General features: G+C 44.7%; 10 protein-coding genes. 1 reads left to right on the top strand and 9 read right to left on the bottom strand.

All coding sequences use genetic code 11. The annotated features are described in order from the left end of the window. Window positions 1-19: 19 nt before the first annotated feature. The 6 genes from DW033_RS04075 to DW033_RS04045 all read right to left on the bottom strand — a co-directional run bounded on the left by DW033_RS04075 (window position 20) and on the right by DW033_RS04045 (window position 9,409). A complete protein-coding gene (locus tag DW033_RS04075) occupies window positions 20-3,235 on the bottom strand; it encodes a TonB-dependent receptor (RefSeq protein WP_121960642.1) in 3,216 nt (1,071 codons plus the stop codon). Between the two features lie 417 nt (window positions 3,236-3,652). After that, window positions 3,653-5,011 carry a TolC family protein gene (locus DW033_RS04065; RefSeq protein ID WP_122382470.1) on the bottom strand — a complete coding sequence of 453 codons (1,359 nt, stop codon included), beginning with the start codon at window positions 5,009-5,011 and terminating at the stop codon, window positions 3,653-3,655. Between the two features lie 12 nt (window positions 5,012-5,023). Beyond that, a complete protein-coding gene (locus tag DW033_RS04060) occupies window positions 5,024-6,145 on the bottom strand; it encodes an efflux RND transporter periplasmic adaptor subunit (RefSeq protein WP_005867627.1) in 1,122 nt (373 codons plus the stop codon). A gap of 33 nt (window positions 6,146-6,178) precedes the next feature. Further along, window positions 6,179-7,438 carry an ABC transporter permease gene (locus DW033_RS04055; protein ID WP_008772754.1) on the bottom strand — a complete coding sequence of 420 codons (1,260 nt, stop codon included), beginning with the start codon at window positions 7,436-7,438 and terminating at the stop codon, window positions 6,179-6,181. A gap of 20 nt (window positions 7,439-7,458) precedes the next feature. After that, window positions 7,459-8,733 (bottom strand): ABC transporter permease, encoded by a 1,275-nt coding sequence (locus DW033_RS04050; RefSeq protein WP_005867632.1) that lies wholly within the window; start codon window positions 8,731-8,733, stop codon window positions 7,459-7,461. Continuing rightward, the gene (locus DW033_RS04045; RefSeq protein WP_005867634.1) at window positions 8,726-9,409 is read right to left on the bottom strand and encodes an ABC transporter ATP-binding protein; all 684 of its coding nucleotides are present in this window, start codon (window positions 9,407-9,409) and stop codon (window positions 8,726-8,728) included. The genes DW033_RS04050 and DW033_RS04045 overlap by 8 nt, the downstream gene beginning before the upstream one ends. A 431-nt stretch (window positions 9,410-9,840) precedes the next feature. Here DW033_RS04045 and purT point away from each other — a divergent pair, with 431 nt between their 5' ends. Beyond that, a complete protein-coding gene (purT, locus tag DW033_RS04040; RefSeq protein WP_048927176.1) occupies window positions 9,841-11,022 on the top strand; it encodes a formate-dependent phosphoribosylglycinamide formyltransferase in 1,182 nt (393 codons plus the stop codon). 354 nt (window positions 11,023-11,376) lie between these two features. Here purT and DW033_RS04035 read toward each other — a convergent pair whose 3' ends face one another. The 3 genes from DW033_RS04035 to DW033_RS04025 are packed head-to-tail and all read right to left on the bottom strand — an operon-like array spanning window position 11,377 to window position 16,141. Further along, window positions 11,377-12,855 (bottom strand): PD40 domain-containing protein, encoded by a 1,479-nt coding sequence (locus tag DW033_RS04035; protein WP_048927177.1) that lies wholly within the window; start codon window positions 12,853-12,855, stop codon window positions 11,377-11,379. Window positions 12,856-12,862: 7 nt separating this feature from the next. Beyond that, a complete protein-coding gene (locus tag DW033_RS04030) occupies window positions 12,863-14,635 on the bottom strand; it encodes a DUF6057 family protein (protein ID WP_048927178.1) in 1,773 nt (590 codons plus the stop codon). Window positions 14,636-14,671: 36 nt separating this feature from the next. Further along, complete coding sequence (locus DW033_RS04025) at window positions 14,672-16,141, bottom strand: PD40 domain-containing protein (protein ID WP_048927179.1); 1,470 nt, start codon at window positions 16,139-16,141, stop codon at window positions 14,672-14,674. Window positions 16,142-16,148 lie beyond the last annotated feature (7 nt).

Below are 16,148 nucleotides of genomic sequence, written 5' to 3'. Positions count from 1 at the left end.
TGTTTGATGTATTATGAATTTAGAACGATACATTTAAACCGATCGTAAAGTTCTTAGCCGGCATATATTCATTGTAAGATACTCCGGCATAGTTAGCTTGCGGATTCAGACCTTGACGGGCTTTCAACATGAATAAGTTCTCTGCGCTGACATTGACGCGTGCACTCTTGATGTTGATAACGTTTAGGATAGACTTAGGCAAGTTGTAAGCCAAAGTTACAGTACGCAAGTTCAAGTAATTTGCGTTTGTCAACCAACGTGTAGAATAGGATTGTCCGATGCTAGTCGCATGACCTGAGTTATTGTCCAAACGAGGTACATCTGTGATCTGGCCCGGAGTTGTCCATGCGTTATGTAGATCCGGTGACACCGCATAACCGAACTCACCTACATCCATCAATCCTCTATAACTCGAGTCAAGCACCTTACCTCCTAATGAATAAGAGAATACGGTAGAAAGGTCGAATGCCTTATAGCTCAAATTGATATTGAAACCACCATATACTTTCGGAACGGCAGAACCACTGAAATCATATTTCGCATAGCTATAAGAGTTTGTCAATACTTGACCATCTTTCTCTACAAGTGTCTTTTTTACCGCATCTTTAATATTACCATTCGCATCGGTGTTGTTTTCGGCATCAAAGATATACAATCCATCTCCGTTATCAGGATTAACACCCCACCATTGACGTAACCAGAACTCATAGATTGAATGTCCCTCCATCAATTTCTTAGAGTCTTTGATGATACCATCTTTCCGGTTGGCATCAGGCAGACGAGTTACCTTATTATTGATGAATGTAGCGTTTGCGCCGACTGATAATTTCCAATCTTTTGATTTTAATACTTGGTAGTTTAAGTCGATTTCCACACCTTGGTTACGAACTTTACCAATGTTTTGTACGATCTTTTCGACACCACTGGATAACGGCTGGCTAACATTGAATAACAAGTCTCTGGAGGCCTTACGGAAGAACTCGACCGTACCATTTAAGCGACCGAACAATCCGAATTCTAAAGCGACGTCGGTAGAAACCTGTGTCTCCCATTTCAAATTATTGTTTGCCATAGTCGGGAAGTAGAGACCTGCTTCCGAACCGTTGTTGATACCCAAATTATACAAGGTTTGATAAGGATAGTAATCCTGTTGTGTGTCATCATCTGTATAATAGATGGCATCGTTTCCGGTTTCACCGTAGGATGCTCTCAGTTTCAAATTGTCCACCCAAGTCAAGTTTTCCATGAAATCTTCTTGGCTGATACGCCAAGATGCTCCGAATGACCAGAAGTTACCCCAACGGTTATCCTTGCTAAAGCGAGAGGAACCGTCACGACGATACGAGGCTGTTACATAATATTTATCATCGAAATCATAGTTCAAACGAGCGAAGTATCCTTCTTTCTTATATTCGCGTGTGTAAGACTCCATTGAGCTTACGTTTACGAAGTTACCATACTCGTATGTTCCGGAAACGATCTCGTTGGTCTTCATTCCATAGTTATGTTGGAAGCGGTAGCTATAGTTCTCATGGCCTAACAAAGCTTCGATGTTATGTTTACCAAAAGTCTTTGTGTAATTGATCAATTGGTTGAAAGTCTGGGTCAAGTAGTTTCTATTTCGGATGTTCAAACGTCCCGGTCCTGCGGTTCCGTCACCTACCTCTGGGTTCTCATATACTCTACGGCGTTCATCCTTATTGTCAAATGCGTAGTTCACTGTTAAGTTCAATCCTTCGATCGGAGTGATCGTTACATAAGTACGGGCACTAGAGTTTGTGGTAGACATCAAGCGATCGTTCCACAGGGCCTCAGCGATACCGTCGCGTCCATTGCTGGAGATACGGGCTCCTTCATAATCATAGGTATATAAAGCCGGATCAGTAACTACGTTTCCTTCTTTATCCAAATAAGCCCCTGTCTCAATATCATGCTTATGTACCGGATAGATCGGTGCCATAGAACGAATGAAACGAGATAAGTTACCATAACCAGCGGAGTTGCTAGAAGTAGAAGTAGAATAATTGGAATTTGTGCGACTTAAACCTAAATTCAATCCACTCTTGAACCATTTCACTGGATAGATATTATAGTTCAAGCGTGCGTTGTAACGCTCAAAGTCTGTCTTAATCATATATCCCTTATCATTCAGATAGCCTATGGAAGCATATGTGTCGCTCTTTTCTGTTTTTGTATTGTAGCTTACATTATATTCTTGGCGATGTCCGGTACGGTAAGCGGCATCTTCCCAATCAAGGTCCTCACCCCATTTTAAAGCCGAGGCTGATGGATTCAATAAACCGTCTGTGCCCACGATTGCGTCATTGGCGATTCCTACGAAAGGATTATATTTTAATTTGTTGATAATATCTTTAGAAGCATTAGCGGCAGCGTCGGCAGCACTTTGTCCGAGTGACATATTTGCGTTTCTCAACATTTGCCATTGCAAAGGATAATAATCGTATACACCTACTTTTGCGTAATCGTTATAAGCTCTGCTAGACCAACCTTGTGAGATACTCAAGGTAACACCTGCGCCACTGCTGGTAGAACCTTTCTTGGTCGTGATCAAAACCACACCGTTACCTGCGCTAGATCCATACAAAGATGTAGAAGCGGCATCTTTTAAAATTGTCATTGATTCGATATCAGATGGGCTGATAGAAGAGATATCACCACTGAAGATGGCGCCATCCACTACATATAAAGGAGCATTATCCGCGTTTACAGAACCAAAACCACGGATCGTTACCTTAGCAGCTTCTCCCGGTTGTCCGATAGAGGAAGTCATTTGTACTCCGGAAGTGTTTCCTTCTAATGCGGAGAGGGCGTTACTCAATGGACGTTTGTCCATCAAAGCGGCACCCACCGTGGATGCGGAACCTGTAAAAGAACTTTTCTTTGCGGTACCATAAGCTACGACAACAACTTCATCTATAGCTTGAGAATCTGAAGAAAGAACAATTCTCATGTTTTGCTGAGCTGTAGTTTCTTGAGTCCGTAAACCTACATAAGAAATAATTAGCTTAGCATCTTTCTGAGTTTCTAACTCAAATTTACCATCTAAATCGGTAATGGTTCCAATAGTGGTTCCTTTTACTACGATGGATGCACCTATAACAGGCTCCCCATCATCTTCATTAATCACTACACCGGTCACCTTCATTTGCTGGGCGACCATACACTGCACTCCCAGAAAGAATGAGAGTAGTACAAGCGTTAATTTGTGCTTCATAGAATGAATTTGTTTGTTAATTAGACACACATTATTTTTTCGAGAGACCATAGTCTGCACAGAACTACAGTTAAAATACTTATCAAAAAAATGTACATACCAAGACTCTAGAAATTCACAGCCGCAAATATACTAATTTTTATTATAAAAAAGCAAACTGTTATAAAACATTCTAAAACTAATATAATATTGATTGATATTGCCAAATTCAATTTAGTTGTACTGGGGATCTTGTTGCATTATGATAGCTGGCAGGAGGGTTTTTGGTCTTAGCTATCTATCTGTTAATTATGCTTTTAAACATAGTTCTGTGCAGACTAAATGCATTAATGAATGCTGAAAGGGAAGATGTCCATAAAGACCATCTTCCCTTAAACTTTGTGTGTATAATGAAAAAAATGAAGTATTAATTAACGTTTATAAACGGATAGGGTTGCCATTATAGAAATCTAGAATCTTCGTACGGAAGATAAAATCATATTTGGCCTGTGCCTGTTCCGCTAGACTTTGCGCGTATTTTGTTTTAGCCTCATTAAATTCAAAGACAGTGCTTTTACCTGCGTTGTAACGCTCTTGGGCATAATTGAACGCTTCCTTGCTCGCCGTGACGGATTTGTCGGAAGCCGTATATTTCTCTTGGGAAGCCGTTGCGTTGTAGTACGCTTGCTGGATTTCCTTGTATAACGTTTTCTTTGTATTTTCCATCAGCAATTCCCGGTTGATAATGTTGATCCTTGCGGTACGAACGCTATTGCGTACTTGGAAGCGGTTGAAAAGTGGAATGCTCAATGAGAATCCGACGATCTTTTGCCCATTCTGCTTAAACTGCTCGCTAAAGGAACGAGTATCGGCAAATTCACCTCCGGAAGTAGAATGATAATATCCATTGCTGTAACTAGCCCCGAAATTTAACTTGGGGTAATAGCCCGCTTGCGCGACACGCAACATTTTCTTTTGGCTCTCTAGCAAATACTGTTGTTCCTTGATCTGAGGCTTGAACGTAACCGCATGGTCGTAAATGTTTTCCGGAGGTAGGATACTGCTCATATTATCAGCCACCGCATCTTCAATTACAGGAGTCTGTATATCGAAATTCCGGTCGCTTCGCTCTAGTTCCAGACTTTGCGCCAGATCCAGTAAAGCGAGGTTCACATTGTTTTGCGATTCGGTAAGCGTGACCTCATCTTTCGCTAATTGGGCCTTGATATCATACAGTTGGGAAAGAGGCACCTTTCCGGCGTTCACCATGGCCTCCGTTTTATTCACCTGCTCCTTGTCCAGTTCCACTTGCAGTCGCGCTATTTTCAGCAGCTCTTTATTATAAAGTACTTGCAGGTAGTAGGAAGCTATATTGATGGATAGGTCTTCTCTCGCCTTATTCAAGTTCTCGATAGACGCTTTTAGATCAAGTTTGCGGGCGGCGATATCGTTCGGTATTTTTAACCCGTCAAATAAAGGCATGTCCAGATTGATCCCCAATGTGGAGTTGGCGGCGTTCTGGTCCACGATCACCCCGGATTTAGACGTGGAGCGTCCGAACTGGAAGCTCTGTCCAAGACTGCCATTTAGGGCCGGGAGCCAACTGTATTTGCTGGTATGTAAGTCTACCTTTCGGCTTTCCTGTTCCTGCTCCTTTTGCTTTAAGTCGATATTATGCTCGATGGCATATTGGATGCACTCCTCCAGACTCCATTGCTTCACCGCATCCTGAGCGAAAATATAGTTTCCGGACAGGAGGGAAGCGATTGCCAGTATATATAAGTTTCTTCTCATCATACAATCTTTCTTTTATTTCTTATTCGGGTCAATAGCTGCGCCCCGGACTTTATCGGTTGCGGCCAGTCCTTCTTGAATCTCGATCTTGATACCGTCGGACAGACCTACCTTTACAGGATGCTTCTCGAAGACTTGCTCCGGTTGCTCTTGTTTAACTAACTGAACGAATGCGGAATCCCCTTGGAACTCGACCGTACTTTCCGGGATCGTAAGCACGTCTTCCGCACGTTTTAGCACGATCTCGGCGTTGGCGCTATATCCCGCACGGATGAAAGCATCTTCGGGGATCGTTACGGCCGCCTTGATCTCAAATTGAATAGCTCCATTCTTGTCTACTCCCTTGGGCGATACATATTCCAGCAAAGCGTCGAATGAACGGCTTTCCATGGCGCCGACGGTCAATTTGATCGGCATTCCCTCGTGGATGCGTCCGATCTCGGTCTCGTCTACGTTTCCTTTGAAGATCATGTCGTTCATATTGGCTACGGTAGCGATCGTCGTGCCATCATTGAAATTATTCGCTTGGATAACCGAGTTACCTACTTTAACGGGAATGTCCAAGATCATACCGGTAATGGTACTACGGATTTGGGTCGTACTGGCCACGCTGGAGTTCTTGGCTATACCGTCGCGGATGATCTCCAAGGCACTTTGCGCGTTATCCTTTTCCTCCACGGCTTTCAGGTAGTTCGCTTTGGAAAGATCGAAATCTTCTTGGGCGATAACACCTTGCTTAAATAATTGCGTATCCCGCTTATAAGTCTCTTCCACTTGCTTTAAAGAGATATTGGCAAGGTTCACGCGCGATTCGGCGCTGTTGAGCTGTACCATCTCGGGGATTACCTTGATAATGGCGATAATCTCTCCCGCTTGGACCATCTGCCCCGCTTCTTTCTTCAGCTCGGAGATGATACCGGAAATCTGCGGCTTGATCTCCACCTCGAAACGAGGCTCTACGTTTCCGGTAGCGACCGTCTTGGTTTCCACATCCCCTTTTTCAGGGGTTACGATCTCATAAACGGTGATGACCGGTTGCGCTTTCTTCCATAAGAAATAGAATGTACCGATTACCGCTGCTCCCACAAGTACTAATAAGATGATACGCAGGATCTTTTTTACAATGCGATTCTTCATGATTATATAGTTTTATTAATTGACAATTGTTGTTTATTCTTCTCGTATGGCATCTATCGCCTTGATCTGCATAGCTCGCCATGCGGGGATCAGCCCGGCCAGCAGACCGCTGAATAATAAGATCACCGTGGCCGCTACTGCGATCTGGATGCTTACCTCCGGATGCTCCATCATGGTTCCGTTGGAAGCCGGCTGGGCACTCATGATCTTATCTACAAGATCGAGCAGGAATACCCCGGCGCTTAACCCCAACAAACCCGCTAAGGCCGTAAGTAGCAGACTCTCGCTCATGATCTGCGAGATGATGTTCCAAGGTTTCGCTCCCAAGGCCCTGCGTACGCCGATTTCCCGGGTACGCTCCTTGACCGTTACCATCATGATATTACTTACACCGATAATACCCGCCAATAACGTACCCATACCCACGAGCCAGATCAAGATATCGATACCGATAAATAGCATATTGAAGGTCTCGAACTGAGCCGCCAAGTTGATCACCGTCACGGCCTGCGGATCGGTAGGAGAGATCTGGTTCTGGCTCTTTACGATATCCTTGATCTGCGTGATCACCGGATCGATCTTATAGCCGGGTTTGGCGCTCACGCACAAGAAGTGAATGATATCCCCTTGGTTCAGCGTCTGTTGCATGGTACTGAAAGGGAGGAATACGCTTTCCTCGGCCCGTCCGCCGATATTGACGCTAGAAGCCCGTTGCTTCGTGACGCCTACCACTTGGTAGTAAATCCCGTTTACCCGGATATATTTCCCGCAGGGATCACTTCCCTTGAACAATACCTCGTTCACCTTAGCGCCGATCAAGCAAACCTTACGTTTCTCGATCTCGTCGATCTCGTTTAGTAACCGTCCGTAATAAAGCTGCTGGGTCTCGATCTTGAAATAATCGGGCTGCACGCCTTTTACGTTATAAGTACCGCTTAATTGGCCGAAAACGATATTCTTGTCCGAGCGATTTCCCCAGATGATGGGGGAGACGGCCTCGATGTCCTTCACCTGTTTTCGGATGCTCTCCACGTCCCGGTTTCGCATGTCCCATTGACGCCCCTTGTTAAAGCCTTTATACGATTCGCTGGTCCGGTCGGAGAAAAAGAAGGCGGAGTTCGTGGCGAATCCGTTGATATTCGAGAACATGGCGTTCTTCATCCCGTTTCCGGCTCCCAATAGAATCACCAACATCAAGATTCCCCAGAATACGCCGAAGCAGGTCAACAAGCTGCGTGTCTTGTTTCGGGTGATCGTCACCCATATCTCTACCCATCTGTCTATGTCAAACATGGTTCTTTTCTTTTTTATGATTATTCCGTTCTCATGGCTTCGATAGCCGTGACTTTCACCGCCTTGCGTGCCGGGAAATAACCCGCCAATACACCGGCCGCGATGATCAAGACCGTAGCGGAGCTAGCTATCGCCAGATTGACGGTCGGGTTACGGAAGACCGTCGTGTCTTCTCCGATATTCCCACCGGACTGGGCTCCGGCTTGGGCCATTTCCATCGCGTGATTGATTAGCTCCGTGAGCCCGATCCCCATGATCATCCCGACATAGCCGAAGACGGCTGTTACGAGGATGGACTCGGCGATTACTAATGCCAAGATCGAGCCGGGTTTAGCTCCCAATGCCTTGCGTATGCCGAACTCCCGGGTCCGTTCCCGTACGGTGATCAGCATGATGTTGCTAACTCCCACGATTCCCGCCATCAACGTTCCGATACCGATAATCCAGATAAACAAGGTAATCCCGTTCATTATATTATTCCACATCAAGAACTCATTCGCCATGTTCCACATACCGATAGCGTTCTTGTCTGTCGGGTCGAATTGGTGGCGGCGTGCCATCCATTCCCGGAAACTTTCCTCGAAAGCCTCATTCTCCTCTTCGGTAGTCACCCCTTTCAAGGTAAACGTTAGCGATCCGAAGCCGTATCCTTTATTATATAGCAATTGGGCTACGGAGAATGGGATGTAAGCGGGAGCGTTATTGCTTTTGTCATCATCGTTGTACACGCCGACTACTTGATACATCATATTCCCGCATTTCACGTATTTACCCAGCGGCTTCTCGTCACGAAACAAGACCTCCGCCATACGGGGACTGATCACGATTACTTTTCTTCGGTCCCTCATGTCCTGCTCATTGATGAAGCGGCCGTTATGCGTCTCTACATTCACGTAATTGATCGGGGCATGATCCGGATATACGCCATTGGTTTGTCCCGTCACATATTCCTCGTTGTAAGTGATCGTGTCATTGTGGGAGATCGTAGCCGAGCAAAGATCCACCTCCTTGAAGTCTCTCTTCAAGGCGCCTAGGTCCTCTTCCTTGAAACTGATGCTGCGGTTGGATTGCATACCTTTCCAAGGCTTGGTGGTATAGCGTGTCCATACCTCGACCCGGTTGGTAGACATATTCCTGAAGTTGTACATGATGCCATTGCGCAACCCGTTTCCCGCCCCCAGTAACACGATCAACATGAAAATACCCCATGAGACCGAGAAGCCGGTCAAGAAGGTACGGAGCTTATTCTTTTTGATGGTGCTCCATATTTCCCTGAAATTATCAAAGTCAAACATGATTCTCTTCTTTTTCGATACGTTCAATCAACCCGTCCTTTACCCGGATAATCCGGTCTGTAGCCTCCGCTACGGAGGGTTCGTGGGTAACGATCACCATGGTCATCCCTTCTAGGTTTACCTTGCGTAGTAGTTCCATTACCTCCACGGTCGTTTTGCTATCCAACGCTCCGGTCGGCTCGTCGGCCAATATGACTTGGGGTTTCGCTATCAAGGCCCGGGCGATCGCTACCCGTTGCTTCTGTCCACCGGACATCTCATTCGGCATATGCTCCGCCCAATCTTTCAATCCCACCATGTCCAAGTATTCCAGTGCCATGGCATTCCTCTTTTTCCGGCTGACCCCTTGATAATAGAGTGGGAGGGCGACGTTCTCCATGGCGTTCTTGAATGAGATTAAGTTAAAAGATTGAAAAATGAAGCCGATCATTCGGTTCCGGAGCTCGGCGGCACGACTTTCGCTGAGATTCTGAATCAACTGTCCGTTTAATTGATAGGTGCCCGTGTCGTACGTATCTAATATCCCTAAGATATTCAATAAGGTTGACTTACCGGAACCGGAGGCTCCCATGATGGATACCATCTCTCCCTTCTCTATATCTAGGTCGATACCTTTCAAAACGTGCAGGGGGGCTCCATTAAAGTACGTTTTGTTTATTCCTCTCAGTTGAATCATCATATTATGTAGTTACTTTAATATATTAGACGTACAGTTTGCTAAAAAAGTTACACTGTTGGTGAACACTTTTATCATTTGGTTACAAATATATGCTTTACTAAGATACCTTGTATCGCAAGGTACTTATAATTATGTAATATTAACAAAAGGTTTTGATCGAAAAGGTTTAGCTCTACCATCTATATCTATTAACTTGTACGTGCGGTAACTTTACGTGCCGGTACTATATGTATACATCTTCTACCATCCGTTGGACGATCATGCACCAATTGGTAGACGATCATCCAACAGTTGGTGCATGATCGTCCAACAACTGATAGATAATGAATCTCTCTGCTTCTTCCACTTAATAGATAAAGAAAAAAGCCCTAGGCTATCTTTATCTAAACCCTTACCTTTGCGGCGAAATTCAAATAGCAGAAAGATTTATGGTAACAATTGGTACGCCCAAATCGGCTACGGCAACTAAAGTCGTGCTTTGTGGCTCGGGCGAATTGGGGAAAGAGTTTGTAATAGAGTTGCAGCGTTATGGCGTGGAGGTAATCGCCTTGGATAAGTATCCGGACGCTCCGGCCATGCAGGTGGCGCATCGTTCCTATGTGGTCTCCATGCTGGATGGCGATGCCTTGCGGGAGATCATCGAGAAAGAGAAACCGGATTATATCGTGCCGGAGGTGGAGGCGATCGCTACCCGTACCTTGATGGAACTGGAGGAAGAGGGATACCATGTGATTCCTACCGCCCGTGCCACTTGGCTGACGATGAACCGTGAGGGAATCCGCCGCTTGGCGGCCGAGGAACTGGGCTTGCCTACCTCGCCGTATCGTTTCGCCGAGACCGAGGAGGAATTTAAGGAAGCGGTGAAGGTAATCGGTATGCCTTGCGTGGTGAAGCCGATCATGAGCTCGAGCGGACACGGACAGAGCGTGGTTCGTGAGGAAAAGGATATCGATCGTGCTTGGCAGTACGCCCAAGAAGGCGGACGTGCTGGAGCGGGTAAGGTGATCGTGGAAGGTTTCGTGGATTTCGACTATGAGATTACCCAGCTGACGGTTCGGCATATCGGAGGAACGTCTTTCTTGGAACCCGTAGGACATGTTCAGGTGGACGGTGATTACCGGGAGTCTTGGCAACCGCAAGCCATGAGCCTTGCCGCTAAAGCGAAAGCCCGTGAGATCGCCGGTAAGATCACCGAGGCTTTAGGCGGACGTGGTATTTTCGGCGTGGAATTATTCATTAAAGGAGACGATGTCATATTCAGCGAGGTTTCCCCCCGTCCGCACGATACCGGAATGGTGACGATGATTACGCAAGATTTGTCTCAATTCGCTTTGCACGCCCGTGCGGTGCTTGGCTTGCCGATCCCTAATATCGTGTTTCATGGAGCGGGAGCTTCCCGTGCCGTCGTAGTGGAAGGGGACAGTGACCGGTTGTCTTTGGGGAATCTGGATAAGGTCTTGGAACAACCCGATACGCAGATGCGTTTCTTTGGAAAACCGGAAGTTCATGGACATCGCCGTATGGCCGTCTTGCTGGCTCGTGGTTTGGATGTGACGGAGGCAAGGGAGAAGACCGGAGTGATGATGGAGCGGTTAGATGTTAAATTGTGATGCTTCCTAGGATAAATGAACGTTTTGGTGTGTGTTGTGAATAAAATGTGAATATTTACAGACCTATTTTTCTATCAAAATAGTTTATTTTTGTCTCAAGTTTTTAAAGAGACATTTGATAATCTATAAACGCAGATTACATATGTTTGTTTCACTAAAGAGTGAAATCTGATTGCCGAAAGTTTGTACTTATTTTATGAATACGACAAATGGAAATATGGGCGTTGATTTGAAACGCTCTATTTCTATTCTCGGTGAAGATAAAAGAGTGAGCAAACAGATCAATAGCTAAGGGTGGGTAGATTTAACCAAACAGACATCCTTATCTCCTTTCACCCACCCTAGCTATTGTTCTTATTTTACATGGATTCCTTTTGTATTTCTCATTGTTTCCATCACGGCATGAGTGTCTACTTGGACCTTTTCTTGTATAAACTCCGGGAGGTTGTAAGTCCACAACAAGTCTTTATAATATTTTACGGGATTTCTTTGTGGCAGGAGGAATGGTTTATGGGCCGTGCCTTTATCATCGATATAGCTAAAGAACGGGCGTGTGTATAATCCATCCAACCTGCGACTGCTAAATACCAGCCAACGATTGTTGTGGCTCCATGAATGGTAGCTTTCTCCTTCGGTACTGTTCGCCTCGCTCAGCGGGTACGTCTTTCCGTCGGATAGGCGGATCATATATAATTCGGCGTCTTTATGCCAAACCCCGAAACCGCCATATTCCTGTAGGGTAAAAGCCAGATATTTACCATCCGGTGAGATTCTAGGGAAGGATACGCTTTTGTGGTTGGCCCGGCCATTGTATAAAGTATCTACTTGCTGGCCTAGAGTGCGGGTTTCCGGGTCAAAGCCGACACGGCATAGACTGTAGGTCATTTGTCTGAAATTCTTAGAAATAGAATCTACGGCGGCGGTCGAACTGAAATAGAGGCTCTTCCCGTCGGGAGAGAACGCTGGGAATATTTGCCATGCGTCTTTGGAATTTAACGCTTCGCAAGAGAATACCTCGTTCTTCTTCACGTCGTAGATCACGATATCGGAGTTATGATCCAATACTTCCAGCGTATTGGGATTATTGATGAAGAAGTTTTGGTAGGTATCGCATACGGTGGCCGCCAGATAGTTACTATTCGGATGCCAATACATGTAGACAAAGTTTGAGACGGTCTCGGGAGTCTTTGTATTTAGCTTGGTGATTTTCTTTCCATCAATCAGTACGGAACCGGCGTGTTTACCTCGCATATGGAAAATCATTTTATCCGGGTTCCCGGAGGAAAACGTGTGGCAGTTTACGCAGTTATAGTCGGTTAGGCTATTCTCATAAATCACGCTTTGGTCATAATTTTCCAAGTTTCGTTGATGGATACCCATCCTGTTCCACATATCATTGCTCAAGGCTAATAACCGATAGGCTATATATTTATCAATGGAATCATTTACGATGTCCATATGAAAAGGCGTATAGGCGTTCCATTCGCCCTGTATGCGTTTAGCGATGGTCAATTCTATTTGGTTTCCGGCATTCTCTTTCAATAAGGCTTTCCATCTCTTTTGTGGGATCTCAAAGAGCCCCTCATCGCTATAGACTTGGAGTTGAGTCTTTTCCCCTTTAATGATAAGGCAGTGCTCACTGCTATCGGCGATAGAGAAATTGAGCGGGGCGATGTTCACAGGGATGGTCACATCCTTGTAATCCGGATAAATGGCGATTTCCTTGTTTAGACTCTTGGCGATCTGTACGTCGCTTTTGGAGCATGAAACCATCAAGGCGATGAGAAAAAGGAAAAGATATCGGTTTGTATTTGTGTAAGTCTGTCTTTCCATATGTGTTTTATTTAGAGAGTATCAAATAGTACCAGAAAGTAGGTTGATAGTCGGCTATTCCAGTCGCTACATTTTGTCGGGCATGCCTTAGTCCCAATACACGTTGCTTGAATATCGAGAACTCGGACAGGACTTTATCGGTTACCCCATACTTGCGGCAATATTCCGGATCATGCTCCGCATAAGAGATCACGGCTTGTTGCAAGGGTTCGGGTAATGCGGGGAGTACTTCCGTCCCACTGAATCTTTCAACAAACGTTTTTATAGCGGGCAGGTCTTTCGATAATAATAACGTACCGATCGTATAATCCAATGCGGCTTTATTCAGGGGATTCTCTTCCAATATAATCATCAGGTTATCAAACAATCCGATTATATTGGCGAAAAGGTCTTTGTCGCTGGATAGGCTTTTTCTTTTTGTACCTAATTCCGGGTCACTCTCCACCGCTTGGTCATTATATAAGAACTTTCGTTGCGAGGAGGCCCATCCGTGATAGGCCCATGTCTTTTCCAATAAGGATATAAACTTCTCGGCCGCGGGATACTGTCCGTATATCAAATGGGATTTTATTAATAATTTAGTCATGACGGGACTGCCGTATGTAATTCCTACCGAGGTACCAAAAGCGAAATTGTATGCCAAGGACGTGATTCCTACATGGTAGTATATCTGGCTGAACAGGAAACTTTCCTCTATATGCGCTTGATACTTTGAGACCAAAGATTGTATTCCGCTTTGCGGATATTTGAATAAATCAGTCTGCATGACCCCCTTATGCGATAAGGCAAGGTTTAAGCAATTTAGGTGTAAGTAGTTATTATAGTTCAGATCGGTGGACGAGATTATGGCGTCCCATTGCTCGGTATCTATATAATGAAACATTTGCATCAACGTATAGAAATCTTTATTCCTCTGTTGAAGAGCCGTTTGCGTATAATACATACCGGATAAGGCAAGTAATGCTACGGCTACTAAAGCTTTTAAATAGGTTTTTATGTGATCTAAGTAACGTGATAGGAAGAATAGAAGCATAACGAGTAGCGCTACTTGCCAAGAGAAGCCGTAGAATGGTTCCAGCTCAATGAAATACTCTACGTAATCTTTCATCCAAAATACATAGTCATAATCGGGTTTACTGCCCCCTAGAACGCATAGAGAACCTACGATAAGCAGCAGGATCAACGGGATGAAGCTTGCGTACCAGCGTTCGCTTTTTTGTAATACATCAAATAGTAAGCTGCTAAGGGCGAATAATATAGCTACAGATCCCATCGTGTAAAACAATCCGGTCGCCAGCAAGCAACCGATTAAGGTGCGGTAGGTCCAATTAAATTTTCGTGCCCCGTAACTGTACAGGCTAAGAGCCAATGACCAAAATAACATGGCTATCAGCCCTTCATAATGATAGCTATCTTTCATTAGGTAAAGATATTGGAATAAGATGGGGAGAAAGGCCAAGGGCAGAAGATACAATGCTGGATGTATCTTTCGTAAGGTCAGCCAGAATAACCAACCGGAGATTCCACCGATCAATGCAGTCACCAGCGATCCGATCAGCGGCACCTTGAAGAACTGTATAATAAATTGGGAACAAATCGTAGCCAATCCTCCAATTGTCTTAAGTATATTCAATACATATTCACTATTGAATAGGAAGATCTGCTGTTGTTCCCGGTAGAAGAAGGTTGCTTCTTGAGTGGCTTGTAAATGTAACCCCAGAAGGCAGGTGCACAATAAGAGCAGAAGAATAGGTATGATCTTTTTGCTTGAATTATTCATGTTCTTTTTACTTTATGTATGTTTCCCAGATTCGATCTATTTATGATAAGTAACGTCAACCCCCTTGCTTTCTTTGGCAAGTTTGCTGATTTTCCGTATGTTAGATGATACTTTTCCTGTGATAAATTCAGGTATGTTATATGATTTCATGAACCGGTGGTAGAAATCCGTATCTTCCTGTGGTAATAGGAACGGTTTGGAGGCATTTCCGCTCTCGTCGATATAGGCGAAATAAGGTCGGGTATATAATCCGTCGATTCGTCGGCTGCTGAAAACGATCCATCGGTTGTTGCTACTCCACGAATGATAACTCTCCGTGTCTGTGCTGTTCGCGTTTCGTAAGGGATGGAAAAAACCACTCTCGATATCCAGAAGATATAAATCAGCGTCTTTATGCCAGATAGAGAAGTTCCCGTAGCCCGATAAGGTGAATAACAAGAATTTCCCGTCGGGAGAGACACGGGGAAAAGAGACACTTTTTCCATTCTCTCGTACATTATATAATGTGTCTATCTTTGATCCGAAACTCCTTGTTACCGGATCAAACGCTATGGAGCAAAGATTATACTTTACCTCCGAATACTCGTGGGGCATCGAACGTGCCTCGGCGGTACAGAAATAAAGCGTTCTTCCGTCGGGGGAAAAGGTAGGGAATGTCTCAAAAGCCTCTTTCGTACGAATAGCGGGAGTACTGATGATCTCATGTTTCTCGGTATCGTACACCACTACATCCGATTGGCTATCGAAAACCTCGACCCTGTTTTTGTCATTGGAATGAAAGCTCTGGCTCGTTTGGTTTACCGAGAATGCCACGTATTTCCCGGAGGGATGCCAAGAGGGATAAACCAAGGGGGAAATTGTTTGCTCCGTTTTCGTATTTAATTTTTCTATTTTATCTCCGTCTATCAAATAAGTCCCGGCGTATTTATCTCTCATGTGGAATAACATCTTGTTGGGGTTTTGCATACAAAATGAATGGCAATTCATGCAATTTTGTCCACTGTGTTTATTTTCCATAATGGGACTTTGTTCGTAGGTTTCCAGGCTCCGTTGGTAAATACCCATCTGGTTCCAAAGTTCATATCCGGGCTCTATCAGACGGTAGGCTAGATAGGAATCCATAGGTTCCTGTGCGATAAACAACGAGAATTCCGGATAGCTCAGCCATTCCTTATCCTTAGCATAAAGTTTTACTTGTATCGTTTTGCCTGTCGCTTTCCTAAGTAGCTTTTTCCAGTTGGCGGCAGGAATATGGAATTGCCCCTTTTTTTCTTTCACCTGCAACTTCACTTCCTCAAAACAGAAAACAGCGAACGCTTCCGTATGTGCATTCTGTATTTTAAAATTCAGGGGAGCGATATTATTCGGTATCGTTACATCTGCGTAATCTGGGTATAATATCGGTTTCTCAGAGGTTTCCTTGCTTACCGGAACCGTGTCTGAACATGAAAATATCCCCAGTACGATAAAACATACACATATAATATATAGATAGTGCTTTTTCATGGCAATG

Origin of the sequence: Parabacteroides sp. AF39-10AC (assembly GCF_003635405.1) — a bacterium.
Lineage (GTDB): Bacteria > Bacteroidota > Bacteroidia > Bacteroidales > Tannerellaceae > Parabacteroides > Parabacteroides distasonis.
This window is presented reverse-complemented; position numbering and strand designations above follow the sequence as displayed.

Coding starts and splice junctions, on each gene's coding strand:
- DW033_RS04075 (WP_121960642.1), bottom strand. CDS start 3,235: ATGAAGCACAAATTAACGCTTGTACTACTCTCATTCTTTCTGGGAGTG.
- DW033_RS04065 (WP_122382470.1), bottom strand. CDS start 5,011: ATGATGAGAAGAAACTTATATATACTGGCAATCGCTTCCCTCCTGTCC.
- DW033_RS04060 (WP_005867627.1), bottom strand. CDS start 6,145: ATGAAGAATCGCATTGTAAAAAAGATCCTGCGTATCATCTTATTAGTA.
- DW033_RS04055 (WP_008772754.1), bottom strand. CDS start 7,438: ATGTTTGACATAGACAGATGGGTAGAGATATGGGTGACGATCACCCGA.
- DW033_RS04050 (WP_005867632.1), bottom strand. CDS start 8,733: ATGTTTGACTTTGATAATTTCAGGGAAATATGGAGCACCATCAAAAAG.
- DW033_RS04045 (WP_005867634.1), bottom strand. CDS start 9,409: ATGATTCAACTGAGAGGAATAAACAAAACGTACTTTAATGGAGCCCCC.
- purT (WP_048927176.1), top strand. CDS start 9,841: ATGGTAACAATTGGTACGCCCAAATCGGCTACGGCAACTAAAGTCGTG.
- DW033_RS04035 (WP_048927177.1), bottom strand. CDS start 12,855: ATGGAAAGACAGACTTACACAAATACAAACCGATATCTTTTCCTTTTT.
- DW033_RS04030 (WP_048927178.1), bottom strand. CDS start 14,635: ATGAATAATTCAAGCAAAAAGATCATACCTATTCTTCTGCTCTTATTG.
- DW033_RS04025 (WP_048927179.1), bottom strand. CDS start 16,141: ATGAAAAAGCACTATCTATATATTATATGTGTATGTTTTATCGTACTG.